Annotated in this window: 16 protein-coding genes; 11 read left to right on the top strand and 5 right to left on the bottom strand. The window is 31.4% G+C overall.

Annotated elements, in window-relative coordinates; all coding sequences use genetic code 11:
- Positions 1-115 precede the first annotated feature (115 nt).
- Positions 116-877: an MBL fold metallo-hydrolase gene (locus J8L88_RS22950; protein WP_118385960.1), complete on the top strand. Its 762-nt coding sequence runs from the start codon at positions 116-118 to the stop codon at positions 875-877.
- 64 nt (positions 878-941) lie between these two features.
- On the top strand, positions 942-1,397 hold the full coding sequence (locus tag J8L88_RS22955) for a hypothetical protein (RefSeq protein ID WP_233557670.1): 456 nt from the start codon (positions 942-944) through the stop codon (positions 1,395-1,397).
- A 92-nt stretch (positions 1,398-1,489) separates the two neighbouring features.
- Here the strand turns inward: J8L88_RS22955 and J8L88_RS22960 are convergent, their stop codons facing one another.
- Positions 1,490-4,354 (bottom strand): esterase-like activity of phytase family protein, encoded by a 2,865-nt coding sequence (locus J8L88_RS22960; RefSeq protein ID WP_211061983.1) that lies wholly within the window; start codon positions 4,352-4,354, stop codon positions 1,490-1,492.
- 331 nt (positions 4,355-4,685) lie between these two features.
- Between J8L88_RS22960 and J8L88_RS22965 the strand changes: the two genes are divergently transcribed.
- The 4 genes from J8L88_RS22965 (at position 4,686) to J8L88_RS22980 (ending at position 10,376) form a co-directional block, all read left to right on the top strand.
- Positions 4,686-7,091 (top strand): TIM-barrel domain-containing protein, encoded by a 2,406-nt coding sequence (locus J8L88_RS22965; RefSeq protein ID WP_211061984.1) that lies wholly within the window; start codon positions 4,686-4,688, stop codon positions 7,089-7,091.
- A gap of 50 nt (positions 7,092-7,141) precedes the next feature.
- On the top strand, positions 7,142-7,678 hold the full coding sequence (locus tag J8L88_RS22970; protein WP_211061985.1) for a GNAT family N-acetyltransferase: 537 nt from the start codon (positions 7,142-7,144) through the stop codon (positions 7,676-7,678).
- Positions 7,679-7,755: 77 nt separating this feature from the next.
- Positions 7,756-9,348, top strand: coding sequence for a T9SS type A sorting domain-containing protein (locus J8L88_RS22975; protein WP_211061986.1), 1,593 nt, complete (start codon positions 7,756-7,758; stop codon positions 9,346-9,348).
- A gap of 107 nt (positions 9,349-9,455) precedes the next feature.
- Positions 9,456-10,376 carry a GyrI-like domain-containing protein gene (locus J8L88_RS22980; RefSeq protein ID WP_211061987.1) on the top strand — a complete coding sequence of 307 codons (921 nt, stop codon included), beginning with the start codon at positions 9,456-9,458 and terminating at the stop codon, positions 10,374-10,376.
- A 50-nt stretch (positions 10,377-10,426) separates the two neighbouring features.
- On the opposite strand, the gene J8L88_RS22985 is transcribed toward J8L88_RS22980, so the two are convergent.
- Entirely contained in the window at positions 10,427-10,969 is a 543-nt protein-coding gene (locus J8L88_RS22985) for a hypothetical protein (RefSeq protein WP_211061988.1), read from the bottom strand.
- 120 nt (positions 10,970-11,089) lie between these two features.
- On the opposite strand from J8L88_RS22985, the gene J8L88_RS22990 reads away from it, so the two are divergent.
- Both J8L88_RS22990 and J8L88_RS22995 read left to right on the top strand, forming a co-directional pair.
- Positions 11,090-11,524, top strand: coding sequence for an SRPBCC domain-containing protein (locus J8L88_RS22990; protein WP_211061989.1), 435 nt, complete (start codon positions 11,090-11,092; stop codon positions 11,522-11,524).
- Between the two features lie 42 nt (positions 11,525-11,566).
- Positions 11,567-12,160 (top strand): YdeI family protein, encoded by a 594-nt coding sequence (locus J8L88_RS22995; protein WP_211061991.1) that lies wholly within the window; start codon positions 11,567-11,569, stop codon positions 12,158-12,160.
- Between the two features lie 10 nt (positions 12,161-12,170).
- On the opposite strand, the gene J8L88_RS23000 is transcribed toward J8L88_RS22995, so the two are convergent.
- The 3 genes from J8L88_RS23000 to J8L88_RS23010 all read right to left on the bottom strand — a co-directional run bounded on the left by J8L88_RS23000 (position 12,171) and on the right by J8L88_RS23010 (position 16,276).
- On the bottom strand, positions 12,171-14,705 hold the full coding sequence (locus tag J8L88_RS23000; RefSeq protein ID WP_211061994.1) for a PQQ-dependent sugar dehydrogenase: 2,535 nt from the start codon (positions 14,703-14,705) through the stop codon (positions 12,171-12,173).
- 72 nt (positions 14,706-14,777) lie between these two features.
- Positions 14,778-15,437, bottom strand: coding sequence for an alpha/beta hydrolase (locus J8L88_RS23005; RefSeq protein ID WP_211061996.1), 660 nt, complete (start codon positions 15,435-15,437; stop codon positions 14,778-14,780).
- 32 nt (positions 15,438-15,469) lie between these two features.
- Positions 15,470-16,276: a hypothetical protein gene (locus J8L88_RS23010; RefSeq protein ID WP_211061998.1), complete on the bottom strand. Its 807-nt coding sequence runs from the start codon at positions 16,274-16,276 to the stop codon at positions 15,470-15,472.
- Positions 16,277-16,886: 610 nt separating this feature from the next.
- Between J8L88_RS23010 and J8L88_RS23015 the strand changes: the two genes are divergently transcribed.
- The 3 genes from J8L88_RS23015 to J8L88_RS23025 all read left to right on the top strand — a co-directional run.
- Complete coding sequence (locus J8L88_RS23015) at positions 16,887-17,240, top strand: hypothetical protein (protein WP_027391753.1); 354 nt, start codon at positions 16,887-16,889, stop codon at positions 17,238-17,240.
- 28 nt (positions 17,241-17,268) lie between these two features.
- Complete coding sequence (locus J8L88_RS23020; protein WP_211062000.1) at positions 17,269-18,138, top strand: type IV pili methyl-accepting chemotaxis transducer N-terminal domain-containing protein; 870 nt, start codon at positions 17,269-17,271, stop codon at positions 18,136-18,138.
- Positions 18,139-18,236: 98 nt separating this feature from the next.
- A partial coding sequence (locus tag J8L88_RS23025; protein ID WP_211062002.1) for an alginate export family protein occupies positions 18,237-18,965 on the top strand: 729 nt, incomplete at its 3' end.

Here is an 18,965-nt window from a genome sequence, read left to right on the forward strand (position 1 = left end):
AAAACTGAAAGCAATTTTTCGCATTTTATAATAGATATAAATAATAAAGTGTCGAAATGAATTACTTTTTGAGCAAAAAAATTATAATTACATTTGCCTTTAGTCAATATGCGATATGGAAGTTACATTTCTTGGTACAGGAACATCACAAGGAATTCCGATAATAGGAAGTACACATCCTGTATGCCTTAGTAAGGATCAAAAAGATAAGAGATTACGTGTGTCGGTCTTAGTCTCATGGGACGAGTATCAGTATGTAATAGATTGCGGTCCTGATTTTAGACAACAAATGCTGACAAATGAAGTAGATAGGATTGATGGGATAATTTTTACTCATGAACATGCCGATCATACGATGGGAATGGATGATATACGGCCATTTTTTTTTAGACAAGGAGATATTCCTGTATATGCGCATAAAAGAGTATTAAATGCTTTAAGAACAAGATTTAGTTATATATTTTCATCAGAAAATAAATATCCAGGAGCACCCAGTGTTATAGAAAATGAACTAACTAACCAACCATTTTCACTGGGCAACCTGGATGTGATCCCGATAGATTTAATGCACAATCGATTACAAGTTTTTGGCTTTAGATTTAAAGATTTTGCTTATCTAACTGATGTAAAAACCATTGAGAAGAAGGAAACCGAAAAATTAAAAGGGGTGAAAGTATTGGTGGTAAATGCTCTCAGAATTGAACCGCATCACTCTCATTTTAATTTAGAAGAAGCACTAGAGTTTATTGATGAAGTGAAGCCTGAAAAGGCATATCTTACGCATATAAGCCATATGCTTGGGTTTCATGAAGAAGTACAACAACAATTACCAGAAAACGTTTTTTTAGCCTACGATAATTTAAAAATTACAATCTAATATGCGAAGTAGAATATTTCTTTACCTATTTATTTTTTCAGTTTTATTCATATTGTTTCAATTTATGAATGCTAAAAAAGCCAAGGAATCTTATGATGGTAAGATAGATAACCTGATGGCAAAAATAGAAGAGAAAGAAGATGAGTTAAAATCTAGAGATATAGAAAAAGATTCATTAATAGATAAAATCCTTGAGCTAACTTATTTTTCATTAGATAGTGATGAAGAAGCTATTAATTATTTTGAAGAGCAAGGATATGATGCAAAAAAGTTAGAGTTAACTATTAGTGACCAAATCATAAGTCAAAATAAAGCAGGAGCTGATAATCCAATTGTTCCTTTTGAGGGAATGGAGGGTAATATGGCAATCAATAAAGTAAGATTATTAAATCATAAATGGATCATAGCAGATTTTACAGATGGAGTTTATTGGGGGCAATTATTTATTATTTATGATGTTAGAAAAGATGGAGTAGTGGATTTCGAAGTTGAACAATCATTCTTATACCCTAAAAATTAAGAGATATTAAGAGTATAAATAAAAAGACCTGCTTAATATGGCAGGTCTTTTTTTTGGTTATTAATGCTAGTAAGTTGGTTAATTTTAAGTTTTTATTTTTTTACTAACTTTTTCTTTATAAATTCTCCATCAGCTTGGATAATTGCAATATATATTCCTGTAGATACATCAGCACCACTATCGGCTTTACCATCCCATATATATTCAAAACCATTTTCATTTGTTTTAGTAGAATTTATTTGTTTAACTAAGTTTCCTGCCAAATCAAATATATCAATACTTACAGCGCTTATCTTTTCATTTACAGAAGAGAAAGTCACCTTGTTGGTAAAAGTGTTAGGATATGTTTTAAAATCGTCTTCTTTAAATCTTAATACAGTATCTTTCCTGTTGTACCAAGGCAATCCTAATCGTTGGTCTAACCACAGTAAAATAAACTCATTGTCATCAGGTAACCCTTCACCAACATGTCGACCAACACTAAATGGATAGTTATTATCATTTAGAACACCAATCAAAAACGGATTAAGAACTACAACACTTTCTATAGTAACAAAAGGAAAAGCAAATTCTCTACCAATTCCTATATCTCCAGGTAATCCAGGTTCTGAAATTCTCCTAGGATCTCTAATGTTCAATAAGTCTACATTAAGTCTTTTTTGAACCATCGTAGAATCTTCGTCTAGTTCTATTTCATAAATAGCTTTGAACCCTTCAAGATCTCCTTGAGATCCATCTCTCTCGATTATTAATCCTCTTTGTCTACTAAACATTACAAAATCACCAATTGCAGAAGCTCTTTCGTTAAGTGGATATTCATGTTTTTTATTGGTATAAGATTTACTAGCAAGATTAAATTCGTGGATTAATAGATTGTTATTTTCGCTACCTTCTAGCGGTTTTTCTAGCAATGGTAATAATGTGGTATTATCTGTAGTTAAAGCCATTCCTTCGAAACCACCACTTTGTTTTACATTAAATGGAGTGTCTAATTTTGTCACTCGATATGGCCAATACATTCCCGCTAACCAAGGAGTGTTTTCTCCATTTTGATCTTGTAAGTTGGTACCATCGCCAGCATCTCCAACTTTAGGGAAATCACCAAATAAGCAAACCGTTCTAATTTCTGGATACTGAGCTTGTGAAAGTAATAGTGTTCTAAAATCAAAACTTTGTATATCTGCACGATCCGTTAATTCATTCGCAACAATAATATCAGCAATTGCTTTGGTAAATATTTCCGGACCAAAAGTTCTCTCAGCAAAAATATCACCTCGATCATCTAAATCTGTTCTTGGATTAATTTTGGTTTCTATATTAAAACGAACTTTAGATGCGTTCATCCAACGTTTCGTAGCTTCAGGGTGAGAAGATCCTTCTCCATTTTTATAATAGTTAACATAAAACTCTACAAAATCAAATAATTGTTGTAATGATGGCATTACGTAAGGATCAATAAATCCTTTTTCATTTGCAAAAGCTACAGCAACAGGAGAGAGTGAAAGATCATTGGTTTGTGCAGGTCTACCGGCTAAGATTTTGTCTGCAATAAATGTTTTTTGGATACTGTCTAATGTAAGATTCTTTACCAATACTTCATCTTCATATTCATATGGAGTGCCATCTACTTTTCTTGTTTTTGCCGCTTCTATATGTGGGTCGTGATCTAGTACAGGGATTCCGTCTAAAGTGATTCCACAGTCTGTTTCTAATGTAGGCATCAAATAATCTAATGCTGCTTCCATAGATGGTATGGTGTTTTCTGGACGTAAATTTCTAGCTCCACGATGTCCTTGTGCATCAAAAAGAGTAACATCAATAAGTCCATTATCATCCATATAATCAGCGCGACCGTCTTGGTTCTTATCAAAATTTTGTACAGCTTCTAATAAAAGGTCGGGGCGATCTGAAATAATTCCTTGTAAGTCTAGGTCCAACAAACGATTCATGTTTTCTGTATCGTTAACGGTGTATACAACTACTGGATGACCAGCACGATTTAAAGAAGAAACATTAAATAATTCACTTGATGCTTCTACCAATCCATTGGCAGTTGTCATTCTACTTCCTACTACCGTAGTTTCATCATTATCATCTAACATAACAAACCAAGGTGACATTACTGGGGCTTTACTACCATTAGCTTGTGCATGCGCCCTCATAGCATTCATAATTCTAATAGCACTCGCTTCTTCACTAAATGGATTTTGTGGAGAACGTAATTCTTTACCGGCATTATCTAGATCAGGTAGAGGATAAGGAGCGTCTATTAATACCCCATTTTGATCAAAATGTAATAAGAAAGGTCCAAATTCATCTCCGATCCAATAATCTCCATTAGTAGTTCTTTGGATAGATTCAATATCAAAGTCTGCACCGGTTAAAATTCTATCTTGACTAAAGTGATTAGTAATTGCAAATGGTATTAACCCATTAGGATCTTTTAGTTCGATATATTCCAGTACCTGAATATCTCCTTCGCCTCTTCTAAAAAATGTTTCAAATCTAGGTTTGATTTTGTATAAACGTAAATTATAATCCGCAGAATTCTCAATACTTCCGAAACCATTATCTGACATTGCAGTAAAAGTTCCGTCCATATTATTTAATACCGAAGAGAATCCTTGAATAGGTTGTTTGTTATAGAAAGGGAGTTCTTGTTCATTAATAGGGATACTGCCTATAAAAAGACCAGAAGTAGGACCTTCGGAAAAACTAGCGGCATCTAAAACAGCTCTAGAGAACAGCAAATCCCCGAAGTTTCTAAAAGATTTTCCTTTTCCTTTTGCATAAATTTCTTGACCATAATAATTGTCATTTGGTAGATCAAATTGTGGTGTTGATTTATCTTTTTCTGTTTGGGCAAAAGCAGAAAAAGAAATTAGAAAACCTAAGCATGCAGAAATGCATATTGATTTTCTATGTCGATTAGACATAGAGTAAAGATAATTTTTCATGTGTGATACGATTAAGATTAAATTGGTTATTAATACCCTAAAAGTAATCTTTCGGTATTACCAAAATGTTTAGTCTATCTCAACAAATGTTTAGGTTAAGGTTAGGTATTTTATGTTAATGCTTTTACTGTATGAAATCGATTACGATATGATTAAATTAATTCTATTTAGTTACGAAAACGTTATAGTGAAGTGTTGTGATTTTTATTGTGTTTTTTTGTTTTGACTGAAAATTCAATAATTCGGTATTGCCATCAGTTGTTGTATCCTTATTTTAAAGGTATTCTAGTATATTTGAATCTTATCAACATTAGAAAATACCCATTACATAATGAAGTCAAGATTATTTTTCTTTTTCCTTTCCGGAGTAGTAACATTTTTAGCGTTTTCTTGTAAACCTAATGCGAGTGATTTTATAACCAATATCGATAGCTATAAAAAAGATGGTTTTATTGAGGTTTCTAGAGAGAAAGGGAAATACCTCATAAAACTATATTCTAATAAAATTATAGAAACTTCATTTATTCCAAATGGAGAAGTTTTTGATCCCAAATCACACGCTGTTGTTTTGGAAAATGGAATTGTTGCTAACGTAGAGGAAACTGAAAAAAGTATTGTATACGGCGATTCTGATGGGATCAGTGTTCATATAACAAAAGAACCATTTTATATTTCTTATATATATAAAGGAAAAGAATTAATCTCAGAGAACAAGGGATATCTTAAAACAGATTCTACGGAAATATTGAATTTTAATTTAGATAAAGATGAAGTTATTTATGGTGCAGGAGCAAGAGTAGTAGGAATGAATAGAAGAGGTAATCGTTTACAATTATATAACAGAGCGCATTATGGTTATGAAACTCGTGCTGAGCTAATGAATTATACCATGCCTTTAGTACTATCATCTAAAAAATATGCAGTTCATTTTGATAATGCTCCGATCGGTTTTCTTGATATTGATAGTAAAAAAGATAATACATTGAGTTACGAAACAATCAATGGAAGAAAGACATATCAGGTTGTAGCTGGTGATGATTGGAAAGATTTAATGAACCAGTATACTGATCTAACAGGAAAACAACCATTACCTCCACGATGGGCTTTTGGTAATTTTGCAAGTCGTTTTGGATATCATTCAGAAAAGGAAACTAAGGAAACTATAGCGAAATTTAAAAGTGATTCCATTCCATTAGATGCAGTAATTCTAGATATTTATTGGTTTGGAAAAGACATCAAAGGGCATATGGGAAATCTAGAGTTTTTGAAAAATTCATTTCCTAACCCTAAACAAATGATCAATGATTTCAAAAACCAAGGTGTAAAAACCATTTTAATAACAGAACCTTTTGTTTTATCAACATCCAAAAAATGGGAAGAAGCTGTAGCTGAAAAAGTTCTTGGTAAAGATTCATTAGGAAATCCTTTTAGATATGATTTCTATTTTGGAAACACTGGAATTATTGATATTTATGATCAAAAAGGTAAAGATTGGTTTTGGAATATTTATAAAACATATACTAAAGAATATGGAGTCTCAGGATGGTGGGGAGATCTTGGTGAACCTGAAGTTCATCCATCATCATTGTTACATGCCACAGGATCTGCTGACGAAGTTCATAATATTTACGGACACGATTGGGCGAGATTAGTTCAAGAAGGATACCAAAAAGATTTCCCTAATCAACGACCTTTTATTTTGATGCGTGCTGGATATTCTGGATCACAACGATTTGGGATGATTCCTTGGTCGGGAGATGTTAATAGAAGTTGGGGTGGTTTACAACCTCAAACCGAAATAGCCTTATCAATGGGGATTCAAGGATTGGGATATATGCATTCGGATCTAGGTGGTTTTGCTGGAGGAGAAAAATTTGACGCAGAACTATATACTCGGTGGTTACAGTATGGAGTTTTTCAGCCTATTTATAGACCACATGCTCAAGAACATATTGCACCAGAACCAGTTTTTCATGATAAAAAAACAAAAGAATTAGCGAAAAAGAGTATAGAAATGAGATATCAAATGCTTCCATATAATTATACGTTAGCTTTTGAAAATAATCAAACAGGAGTTCCGTTAATGCGACCTTTGTTTTTTGAAGATTCTGAGGCTAAAGAATTACAAACGGTTTCTAATACTTACTTGTGGGGAGACAGTTTCTTAGTTTCTCCAATAGTAAAATCTGGGGTAGCATCTAAGGATGTTTATTTTCCTAAGGGATCTAATTGGTATGATTTTTATACAGGTGAAAAATATGAAGGAGGTAGATATATTACTATAGAAACCGAAGAGGATCATATTCCTGTATTTGTAAAAGCAGGTGCATTTATTCCTATGGTAGAGACTATCCAGAATACAGAATTATATAATACTAAGGAGCTTACGTTACATTATTATCACGATGCTCAAACGAGTTCTAGTTTTGGGAAATTATATGATGATGATGGAAATACGCCAAATGCCTATGAAAAAGGTAAGTATGAGATTTTAAGTTTCAATAGTAAGAATGTAGATGATACACTTTCTATAAATTTAAAGTCTGAAACAGGCAATGATTATGCTAAAATCAGTCGTAAACTATCATTAATTATTCATAATATAAAAACTGCTCCAGCATCTGTTAAGGTAGGAGATAAGATAGTTGAAACTGATTGGAACGAGAAAGAAAACCTATTAACAGTTACGCTTGAATGGAACTCTAGTGTGATAGAACAATTGAGTATAACATTTTAGGTATATTTATATTCTCAATAGGGTATGCTTAAAATATTATAATCAATAAAATGAAGGTTTTAATAGAAACAGAAAGATTATTATTAAGAGAAATTACTCTTGATGACATAGAAGTACTATACAATCTGCATTCTAATCCTGCCGTACAAAAGTATACAGGAGAACCTGTAGTAAAATCTAGGGAAGAAATAAAAAAAGCCATAGAAACAAGAATTATTGATTATAAAAAATATGGATATGGTAGATGGGCTACTATTTTAAAAAAAGGAAATAAATTTGTAGGATGGTCAGGATTGGCATACTTGCCAGAATTTGATGAAATTGATTTAGGATATAGGTTCTTACCTGAATATTGGGGATTGGGTATAGCAACAGAGGCATCTCGTGCAATTTTAGAGTATGGCTTTGATTCCCTTAAACTAAAAAAGATAATTGCAATTGCATTTAAAGATAATAAAGCATCGATCAGAGTGATGGAAAAAGTTGGAATGGAGTTCGATAAATTTGCTCCTTATGAACCTAATAGTGAAGACGCAATCTGGTATTGGTGTAATAAAGAACTTATAACAAAGAATAAATTGCGCTAAAATTATTGTGGCAATATTTTATTTTTTTAATGAATATAATATTAATTGTCAGAGTTTTAAATAGTATAACTAATAGTATGATAAAAATTAAGTTTTGGATAATATTCTCTTTATTGTTGAATTACAGTTCATTATTTGCTCAGAATTGGGTTAAGAATAATAAGATAGTTGCATCAGACCGATCAGCAGATGATTTTTATGGAGGAAGAATTGCTATAAGTCAAAATTATATGTTGGTAGGTGTACCATCTTCAGATACTGATTCTAATGGGACAAATTTATTGAATGATGCTGGTTCTGCTTATGTTTATAATAAAGATTCTAATGGAGAATGGGTTGAATTAATAAAATTAGCTGCCTCTGATAGAGAGTCAGGAGATTCTTTTGGAGGTGCCGTAGCAATGAATGATAATTATTTGGTAATTAGTGCACCATTTGAAGATGATGATGTTTCAGGTCAAAATACTTTGGATTTTGCAGGAGCGGTCTATTTATATGAAAGAAGTGACAATGATGTGTGGATGGAAGTACAAAAAATTATTCCTGATGATCGAGTTTTTAGTCATGTTTTTGGGGCTTCAGTAGCTATTGAAGATGATTTTATTTTCGTAGGTGCGAGTGGTAATAATGAAGGAGTTTATGTTTTTAAGAGAGAAAATAATGGTGTTTGGAATCAAGTTCAAAAAATAGTTTCTTCTGAACCTGGTAATAATGACGATTTTGGTGCTTCAATAGTGGTTTCGGATGATTATATGGTTGTAGGAGCCCCGGTAGAGGATGAAGATTCAAATGGAGGAAACGTGAAAGTTGATGCAGGAGCTGCTTTTGTTTATAAAAAAGATGGGCCTGAAAATTGGACTTTTTTACAAAAAATAGTTCCAAATGATAGAGACCAAGGGGATACTTTTGGATTATCCATAGGAATTAATGAGAATATTTTAGTAGTTGGATCGCATCAAGAAGATCATAGTATAGATGGAAACAATTTCTTGAATGATTCAGGTTCTGTTTATGTTTTTGAAAAAGATATTGATGGGTTATGGAACGAGACTCAAAAAGTAGTAGCTTCAGATAGAGAAAGTGGAGATTGGTTTGGGTTAAATTTATCAATTTCCGACGAGTATTTCGTTGTAGGGGCAATTAGGGAAGATCATGATATAGATGGGACTAATGTACTAAATGATTCAGGTTCTGTTTATGTTTTTGAAAAGGATATCAATGGATTATGGAGCCAGACTCAAAAAGTTGTTGACGAAAATAGAGCGTCAGGTGATTCATTTGGATCGGCAGTTTTAGTTGAAGATGATTATTTATTTATAGGATTATCAAGTGATGATGAAGACAGTTTAGAACAAAATTTCATAAGTAATAGTGGCTCTTTTATAATTTTACAAAATGAAAATACGTTAAGTGTTACTGAGAATAACCTTCAAAAAGTTAGTAAGATTTATCCAAATCCGACTAATGACAGTTTTGAAATAAATTTAGATAAGACCTATAATTCAATTCGAGTAAATATTACTAATATATTAGGACAAATAGTAAAAAAAGTTAATTTTTATGATGAGAATACTTTTATTATCGAAATAAACCAACCAAACGGTATATATTTTGTTAATCTTGAAGCTGATTTAGAGATTTTTAAAACTATAAAAATTGTTAAGAATTAAGTTCTAGATTAAGTAGATTAAAGTATCATAATTCTTAGTCATTTAGTGTTTAGTCGATAGATGACTTTTTTATACAGTTTGTTTACTGTTTTGACCTCTATTTATAGATGACATTGAATAAAAAATCAAATAAAGAATATATAAATAGAATTAATCTTGTTCTTATTTATATTGATGAGCATTTAGACGAGGATTTATCCTTAGAATCAGTTGCGAAGGTTGCACTGTATTCTCCATTTCATTTTCATAGAATTTTTAAGGCCGTAATAGGTGAGACACTGAATTCCTATGTAAATAGAAGACGTATTGAAAAAATCGCTTTAGAGCTTATGCATAAAAATGAAGTTAGTATTGCTGAGCTATCGCTTCAATATGGTTTTAGTAGTAATTCTTCATTCACTAGAGCTTTTAAAAGTTTTTATGGAGTAAGTCCGACCGATTTTAGAAAACAACTTCCTAGTAAGTTTAGCAAGATTAGTAAAGTAGAAAGCAAGATTGGACAAGAGGAATCGATTTTTGAAAAATACATTTGTAACATTAATAATCATTTAAATTGGATTAAAATGAATGCAAAAATCGAAGTAAAAGAAGTACCAGAATTACATTTTGCAAGTATTACTCATATTGGGATAGAAGGGATAGGAAATGTTTTTGAAAAGTTAATAAAATGGGGGAGATCTAAAGGAATTATGGAAACCCCTGATACTAAAATGGCAAGAATATTTCATGATAGTTTCAAGGTAACATCACCAGATAAAGTTAGAATGAGTGTTTGTATATTGATGAACGAACCTTTTGTTTCTGAAGGTGAAATCAGCCCAGTTATGATCAAAAAGGGGAGAAATATTATTGGTCATTTTGAAATCACTCCCGAAGATTTTGAAAAAGCCTGGAGTAGTCTTTTTGTTTGGATGAACGAGCAAGGGTATAAGAAATCAGAGGTGACTCCATTTGAAATATATCATAGTGATTTCAGAAATCATCCAGAGAACAAATGCTTAGTTGATTTTTATATACCGATTCATTAAATTCTTTTAAAATTTCTATGAATGACGAGTTTATGGTAAATGATTTGGTTTTATTTTTTAAATAATAGAGATCTGTAATCGCTGGTTGCGAGATATTCTTTTCTAAGTTGTCTGAGAAATACAACAATCTCATCTCTTTTCACATAATTTTCTTTAAGACAATCCATAAACTCTTCATCATTAACGGTAAGTACTAGATACCATTTTCCACTACGACTTGTGTAAGAATTCTCTAAAACTGGTTCTAAATTATTGTTTTCTAATGCTGCATCGATTACCAAGGGTGCTAGGTTGATTGTTTTTGTGGTTCTCTCTACTTCGTTAAAAGAGAGGTAATATGTTATGTTATTTACTATGAAAGGAACATTCCATTGAACGTCTTTATTATCTAATTTAAATTTGTAATTAATATAGTCGTAAAATTCATTTTCATTTTTGGGATCTTCGAAAATAAAGGAATTTCTTTTTGGGAGCCCTTTTTTAAACTTTTTGGCAACCATTACTTTATCATCTTTAATAGTAGGTGCTATTTTAGTGGGAAAACAAGCTGAGAATAAGAATAGGATAAAGACAAAATAAAGTAACGTTCTCATGAGTTGATTGTTTTTTTGATAATTGATCAAATTCAATGCCATAGTATTTTTTTGTTAATACATATAACTTGTTTAATTTAGTAAAGCTAATAAATAATTGAAATTTAATTATTTAAGATAATGAAAGTTACTGATGAACACATAATTATTGAAGAATATTACAATGTTCCTGAAAATAAAGTCTGGAGAGCAATAACTGATGTAAAGGAAATGAGATCCTGGTTTTTTGATGCTATTAGATCATTTAAACCAGAAGTTGGTTTTAAAACTCAATTCTTAGTACAGGTTGAAGATAGAAATTATACACATTGCTGGGAAATAACCGAAGTAATACTCAATAAAAAAATCACATACACTTGGAGCTATGTAGAGTATCTGGGTGATGCATTTGTGACTTTTGAGTTGTATAAGGAAGATAATCGAACTAGACTTAAGTTATCCCTGGTAGTAACAGAAGATTTTCCGTCTAATGTTCCTGAATTTACTAGAGATAGTTGTATCGCAGGTTGGAATTATTTTTTAGGGCAAAGATTAAAAGAATACTTAGCAGAGTAAAATTTATTTTAAGGAGAAAATAGAACTATATTTTTTTGTATTATGGAAAATAGTAAAACAGTGGATGTTTTTATTAAGAGTAAGTTACACTGGAAAAAAAGCCTGGAATTATTAAGATCGATTATGATTTCTACAGAAATGAAGGAAACAATAAAGTGGGGTACACCAACATATACGATAGATGGTAAGAATGTAATAGGTTTGACAGCATTTAAATCCTATGTAGGGATATGGTTTCATCAAGGAGTATTTCTAAAAGATGATCAAGGTAAATTGATTAATGCACAAGAAGGAAAGACAAAAGGTTTGCGACAATGGAGATTTTCTTCTTATGAAGAAATAGAAAAAGATTTAGTGTTACAATACGTTCTTGAAGCGATACAAAATCAAAAAGATGGTAAAGAAATAATAATTAAAAAACCTTCAACCAATATTAATGTACCAGAAGAGTTAAAAGTAATTTTAGAAGCTAATAAGGATCTAAAAAATAGTTTTGAGAAGTTGCCTCTATTTAAACAGAAAGAATATACAGAATATATAACCAGTGCAAAGCGAGATACTACTAAAGCTTCTAGGTTAGAAAAAATAATACCTATGATCTTAAGAGGAGTTGGTCTTGGAGATAAATATCGTTAAAACTTACTTTCTATTTTTTAATGATCTTTAAAGTCTTTTTGTCTTTTAATTTCAAAAAGTACATACCGGTAGCATACCCAGAAATATCGATAGTAGTACTTTTTCCTTTATTAATTATTTTGCCGGTATTATTAGTAAGTATCCACTCGTTTTCCTTAGGTAATTGCACTATGTCAGTAGTTGGATTGGGGTACAAATAGACAGTTGGGTCATTAGTTTCGGGAGTACTTAAGATATTTTCGGATATCCATTGCGCAGTATTGCTAGCATTGATAACTCCTGCAGTAGAGAAATTACCGCCAGCAAAAACAGTATTAATACCTTCATTATCGGATGCAAAACTCATGGTGTTTATTTTAATATCTACTCCAACATTAATATCAGTACCTAATGCTTCCCAACCATTTGTTTCATTCCATCTTGCGATATTATTAACAATAACACTATTATTAGTATCAATATTGGCAGTGTCAAAAGCACCAGCGACGTATAAATTATTTCCATCATGAATTAATGTGTTTACTATATTATTCACTCCATTATTAACAGATGACCAAGTAGTATTGCTTTTATTCCATCTTGCTATTCTATTAACAGTTTGACCACCTGCTATAGAAAAATTACCTCCAATAAACACTTCTGTCGGAGTTATTGCGATTGCCTCTACAAAACCACTAGTTCCTGTACCTAATGCTCCCCAGTTAGTTCCATTCCAAGTAGCAATTCTATTCGCAGTAACGTTTCCGGCTTCGTCAAAATTTCCACCTACATATAGTATTCCGTCTGTGTCTAATGCCAATGATCTTACTTCATTATTTGTTCCTGCTATTCCACTAGCTACATCAGTTAATGCAGACCAAGTTGTGCCATTCCATAATGCAATATTTCTTACAGTGTTCCCATTTATTGTTTCAAAAACACCTCCAGCATATATGTTGTTATTATCATCAATTTCAATAGACGCTATTGTTCCATCTATTCCTGATCCTAATGCAGACCAGTTGTTCCCATTCCAGACGGCTATATTTTGTGCAGAAACACCTCCTATTTCAGTAAAAGCTCCTCCAGCATATAAATTTCCATTAGAAGAAATTTTAAGTGTATTAATAGTTCCATTAGATCCAATACCTAGCGATCTCCATCCAGATGATTCATTCCAAACGGCGATATTATTAGCGCTTATATTTCCTACTTCACTAAAAGTTCCAGAGTGATATACATCGCCATTAGTATCTGTTACGATAGCTTGAATGACTCCATTGGGAACTCCTTGATTTAATGATTGCCATTGTCCAATACCACTTATAGCAGTTCCTGGTGTTGTGGTCGTTCCATCCACTAGTTTATAGATTTGTGCATTACTTCCATAATCACTAAAATATAATTCACCATTTTTATCTACTCCAAAAGAAGAAACAAACTCACCAGAAGTATTAAATAATAACGTACTATTACCGGTTCCAGAAGAAGGGTTGTAATCCAATACCCAAACTCTTCCGCTTACATAATCTCCAAAAATATATTTAGAATTAATATCAGGAGTTAAGCTAGTGATTTCTGAACCTCGATACACATAACCACCAGTTATAGAGCGATCTCCTTGGTTACGGTTATAAAAATGTACTGGAAAAACAGTGGGTTCAGTAATAGTTACATTACTGTTAGCTACAGAATTGGCTTCAAATCGACTCCAACCATAGTTTTTTCCATTTTCAATTATATTTACCTCTTCAAAAGCACCCTGACCTACATCAGCACCCCATAATCTTCCAGTTTCATTATCAAATGAAAATTTCCAAGTGTTTCTAATTCCATAGGCATATATTTCATCTAATCCATTAGTGCCAACAAATGGATTATCACTTGGGATTTCATAATTACCATTTGGTAAATCTGGATTTGTTTCTACTGGATTATTTCCGTCTAAGTCTACATCGATACGAAGAATACTACCAAAAACAGTATTTTTATTTTGTCCATTCCCTTCAGGATCATTTCCACCTCCACCATCACCAATAGATATATAAAGATATTCATCTAGGCCAAAAGCAATTTTACCTCCATTGTGATTGCTATTATTCTGATTTTTATCGAATTGAAAAATCACCAATTCACTATCTGGATCGACAAAGTTAGAATTAGAAGTACTTACCGTAAACCTAGAAAGTACCATTCTTACCGATATGCCTGACACTGGGCTATCCGTGGTGTAGTAGGTGTAAAAATATCCATTAGTCTCATAATCAGGATGAAAAGCCAATCCTAATAACCCAACTTCTTGACCGTCTCTAAAACGTACACGATCTGATATGTCTAAAAAGGTATCTACACTATTAGCTGCTACATTATTAACCCGCGGAAAAACTTTAATTCTTCCTCTTTGTTCAACAATAAACATTCGATCTGTACCATCATTGGGGGATTGTATTTCAACAGGAAATTCAAAATCTATATTTGGAAAAGCAGTTTCATACGTAATCTGCGCATTACCTAAAAAGGTAATAGTTAAGAATACGAAAACAAGTAGTGAGGATAGTGTTTTCATGTTTGGAGTTTGAGATAAGTGTCTTTATTCCAACGAAAAAAACTATCGCTTATTATGGTTTATATTACTTTTCTAAATATGCTTAGTCAACCATTCTTTAAATTGATAAAAATTGCGAGGATCGACTCCGTGACCAACTGGAAATTCGTTTAGTGAAGTATGTATTCCTAACTCTTTTAATTTTACAGGAGCTTTTCTCGCCCAATCTATAGGAATAACTTGATCTACACTGCCATGAGAACAGTATATGTTAAGTTTTGAAAAATCATTGTTTTCATAACCTTCTTTAAGGATATCTTCATTTAAATAGCCACTTAATGCTATCACATTTTTTATTTTCTCAGGGTATGATAGTGCTACAGAATAGCTAAGAATTGTACCTTGACTAAAACCAAGTAGAGTTACATTGGTAGGATCTAAATTATAGCTTACGACAGCTTCATCTATAAATGTTGCTATTTTATCTCGTGACTCAATAGCTTGTGCGTCATCACTAAACTTTCCTTGCGCGGCATCAAAATAGATGGCATACCAAGCATTACCATAGGGTTGCATTGGATAGGGAGCTCTAACAGAAATTATAAATACTTCTTCTTGTAATTCTGAAGCAAAAGAAAACAAATCATTTTCGTCACTTCCATATCCGTGAAACATAAATAAAACAGGTGCTTTATCTTTTTTAATAGTTGGTTCTTTAATGATATGATGTAATGATAAAGTTTTGACTTCCATTTTCTTTTAGCTAAGGTTCAATTTTATTGAAGTTATTTTAGTTGTAAATGTATATGATCATCGTGCCTTACTGCTTGACAACCATGAAATCGAATTTTAGGATGTTGCACCCCTAATCTATTTTTTAGATGAGGTTCTATAAAAACTTTCCCTACTTCTTTCTGATTTACAATTGTCAAAAGTAAATCTTTTGTTGCTTTTTTTGAAAACTTAAGTTGATTATTTGAAATTCCAAAAGTCAAGTATTTAGCAAAATCATATTGCCAGTATCCTTTTTTCTTGCATACTTTAATTTGATCATATTCTTTAGAATTTGGGCCTTCATAGATACCATACCCAAAAAGCGCAGGTTTTTTATTAGTGATCTGATCGCTACTGTTAGTATAAATAAAAGAGAGATCAATTTTTTTACCATCATTATGACTAAGGTGAGGAGGTAATGGAAATCCGTTAATAAAAGGGAAATTAGCATCTAGATATATGAGCTTAATTTTATTATTATTTTCACTTACAGTTTTAGCTATGTTTTGTAAGGCGATATTTAATTCTGGAGTTACATAATTTCTATTGCATAATTTGGTAAAAAAAGTACACGACGCTATAAGATCATTATCTCTAATTTTTTCTCTCCCAAATAAAGGAGCGAGATATGGTACAATTAAAAAAGTACTAAATATATATAAACCAATAAACCAGCTAATTTTTTTTAATCGATAACTTTTGATGTTTTTCGAGATCATAAATTCTGAAATAAAGAAAATCAGTCCACCAATTTGTGTGAATATAGTTAAAGCACAGATTATTAAAATTTTTGAAATTGTTTTAGATAGTCTCTTCATAAACACTATAAGGTAATTTTGTTAGTTAGTTTTGGTAGGATTAAGCTTACAAATACTTTTTTTTCTAAATAATTGATAACGAGATTTTTGTGTTTCTTATTTTACAACAAGATATTTTTCTTGGATTAATTAGATTCATTTTAAGCGTTTAAATCAGTTTTTTAACCAGATCGTGTTAAACATAAGTTAAAACTGTGTTAAAAACGTATCAAAATTACGGTTTACCCGTAAGCTTGATCTAGTTTTAGATAATATTAAAAATGATTTGTATGTAAAATAAACTTTATGAATGCTCTTAGTAACTATTTAGTAAATCAAATATTTAAAGTTATGACTGCCATAATAATTTTAAATAAACAGTGTTTTTTGGCAAAAACCAATTTTATATTATCTAATGAATATTACAGGTTGTTATATAAATTTTCCAATAAACTTAAAATAAGCGCTACTAAACTTATTAAAAGTGCATTATATCGAAGATGTATGTATTTAATCGGATTTTGAAATAGTTTTGTTTCAGTCATTCAAAATAATTTACGGTTAAACCGTAAATTTCCAATAATGGAATATTAAGTAAAATATTAATCTTTAATACCAAATCCCAAACTTTATGAAAAAAATTACCTACTTACTATTACTATCTATATGTTTTAGTTTTACACAAACCGAGGATAGTTATCAAATGACTATCACAAAAATTTCTGATGCATATAATGCAAAAGATGCTAATTCCCTTTTTGGACTGTTTTCTTCAGATTTACAGTCTTCTTTTACATTGGACAAAGTAACGAGTTTTATTACTGATAATCAGGCTAAAAAAGGAACGATGGGAGAATCTTCTTTTTTAATGGATGACGATGGTAACAAACGTTATTTAATGGAATTCGAAAATTCTTCTACAATTCTAGTTTTAGGACTATCATCCGATAATAAAATCACCCATTTATCCTTAGAGGAATATTAAAATTAATCTCAATTATAAAAATTAAACAATGAAAAAAAATTTTACATTTAAGTCTATAATGTTACTATTCTTATTTGGAATAGTGGCGTCGAGCACAAATACAATAAGTGCACAACAAAACATAAAATACGGAATGTTAACCTTTAATAAAGCGGTTAATATTTCTGGAAAGCAAAGAATGCTAAGTCAAAAAATGGCTAAGTCCTACCTGTATTTAGTAGAAAACCCTAGTGATGCAAAAGCTAAGAGGGACCTTTTGACTAGTAAAATTATCTTCGAGAAACAGAATGGTATTATCAATCAGAATTCTAGTTACAAGGTAACTAAAGATAGAATTACAAAGGTAAATGGTATTTGGGTAGAGTTTAAAAAACTTATAGAGAGTACTCCAAATTATGATAATGCAAAAAAGATTATTGATTTAAATACAGATTTACTAAAAGCAACCAATGATGTGGTATCTGCTGTTATTGTGGAATCAAAAGGAGCTAATAAAAACGATCAAGATCTTTTAGAGGATGACGGTTCTGGTGAATCCGATTTAGAGCTTAAGCAAATTATTAATATGGCAGGAAGACAACGTATGCTTTCTCAAAGATTAGCATTGTATTATTTTGCAAATCAAACCACATTGAAGACAAAGAATTCTGAACAGATGTTGAATAATGTATTTAATGAAATTGATGGTGCTATAACTATGTTATTGATTTCTAATTTTAATAATGAGAAAATTGATGAAAAGTTAGGGCTTGCAATGACCAAGTGGGAGAGTGTTAAAAACAATAAAAAGAAGCTAATGAATCAAGGGTTTAAGCCTTCTGAAATGTATAAAATCAGTAATGACTTAACAAAAGCTTTTAACACAGTTACAGGTTTATATGAAAAAGTGAAAATATAAATTATAACTAACACCTGTTATTTAAATGGGGAAAAAAGCGTATTTTAAACAAGTTTTTAATACGTTTTTTTTTATTTAATTTTTTAAAACCAATTCATATGAAAAAAAGACTACAATTATTAATGTGTGTTTTATTGCTAATAGGTAGTATAAAGGCCCAAGAACTTAGTATTGATGCAGACATAAGACCCAGAGCAGAATATTTACGTGGTTTCGGGAATCTTGTTCCATCAGGAGTAGATGCTGCTATATTTGTACAACAACGTTCTCGATTAAAATTTGGCTATACTGCAGACAAGTTTTCTACATATCTTAGTGTACAGGATGTTAGTGTTTGGGGTGATACTCCTCAGATAGCTGCTGCTGATAATAACAATAGTTTTTCCTTAGCTCAAGCTTGGATTAATTTTAAGTTTGGTAGTGGATGGTCGACAAAAATAGGTCGACAAGCACTGTCTTATGATGATCAGAGAATACTTGGTGGATTGGATTGGGCAATGCAAGGAAGGTTTCATGATGCAGCTTTGATTAAATATAAAAATGAAAGTGGCCTAAAACTAGATTTTGGTTTTTCTTTTAATCAAAATGGAGTAAGTAGAATAAACACCTTATTTGATCCTAATAATGATGGTAATGTAAGAGCTGTATTTGATTACAAAGGAATGGCTTATGCTTGGTTACATAAAGACTGGGCTAAATTTTCTGGGAGTTTTCTTTTTGTAAATAATTCTTATCAGAATTTGGATGCCGATGGTCAAACTCCAATTGATGGAACTGTAAATAGACAAACCTTTGGGACGCATTTAGTCGCTAAACCTGCTAAAGGG

Origin of the sequence: Aquimarina sp. MMG015, from assembly GCF_018100855.1 — a bacterium.
Taxonomy (GTDB): Bacteria; Bacteroidota; Bacteroidia; order Flavobacteriales; family Flavobacteriaceae; genus Aquimarina; species Aquimarina latercula.

Bases quoted from the DNA above. Each gene is read 5' to 3' on its own strand.
- J8L88_RS23015 (WP_027391753.1), top strand. From the start codon at position 16,887: ATGAAAAAAATTACCTACTTACTATTACTATCTATATGTTTTAGTTTT.
- J8L88_RS23010 (WP_211061998.1), bottom strand. From the start codon at position 16,276: ATGAAGAGACTATCTAAAACAATTTCAAAAATTTTAATAATCTGTGCT.
- J8L88_RS22955 (WP_233557670.1), top strand. From the start codon at position 942: ATGAATGCTAAAAAAGCCAAGGAATCTTATGATGGTAAGATAGATAAC.
- J8L88_RS23020 (WP_211062000.1), top strand. From the start codon at position 17,269: ATGAAAAAAAATTTTACATTTAAGTCTATAATGTTACTATTCTTATTT.
- J8L88_RS22965 (WP_211061984.1), top strand. From the start codon at position 4,686: ATGAAGTCAAGATTATTTTTCTTTTTCCTTTCCGGAGTAGTAACATTT.
- J8L88_RS22950 (WP_118385960.1), top strand. From the start codon at position 116: ATGGAAGTTACATTTCTTGGTACAGGAACATCACAAGGAATTCCGATA.
- J8L88_RS22990 (WP_211061989.1), top strand. From the start codon at position 11,090: ATGAAAGTTACTGATGAACACATAATTATTGAAGAATATTACAATGTT.
- J8L88_RS22960 (WP_211061983.1), bottom strand. From the start codon at position 4,354: ATGAAAAATTATCTTTACTCTATGTCTAATCGACATAGAAAATCAATA.
- J8L88_RS22995 (WP_211061991.1), top strand. From the start codon at position 11,567: ATGGAAAATAGTAAAACAGTGGATGTTTTTATTAAGAGTAAGTTACAC.
- J8L88_RS22985 (WP_211061988.1), bottom strand. From the start codon at position 10,969: ATGAGAACGTTACTTTATTTTGTCTTTATCCTATTCTTATTCTCAGCT.
- J8L88_RS22975 (WP_211061986.1), top strand. From the start codon at position 7,756: ATGATAAAAATTAAGTTTTGGATAATATTCTCTTTATTGTTGAATTAC.
- J8L88_RS23005 (WP_211061996.1), bottom strand. From the start codon at position 15,437: ATGGAAGTCAAAACTTTATCATTACATCATATCATTAAAGAACCAACT.
- J8L88_RS22980 (WP_211061987.1), top strand. From the start codon at position 9,456: ATGACATTGAATAAAAAATCAAATAAAGAATATATAAATAGAATTAAT.
- J8L88_RS23000 (WP_211061994.1), bottom strand. From the start codon at position 14,705: ATGAAAACACTATCCTCACTACTTGTTTTCGTATTCTTAACTATTACC.
- J8L88_RS22970 (WP_211061985.1), top strand. From the start codon at position 7,142: ATGAAGGTTTTAATAGAAACAGAAAGATTATTATTAAGAGAAATTACT.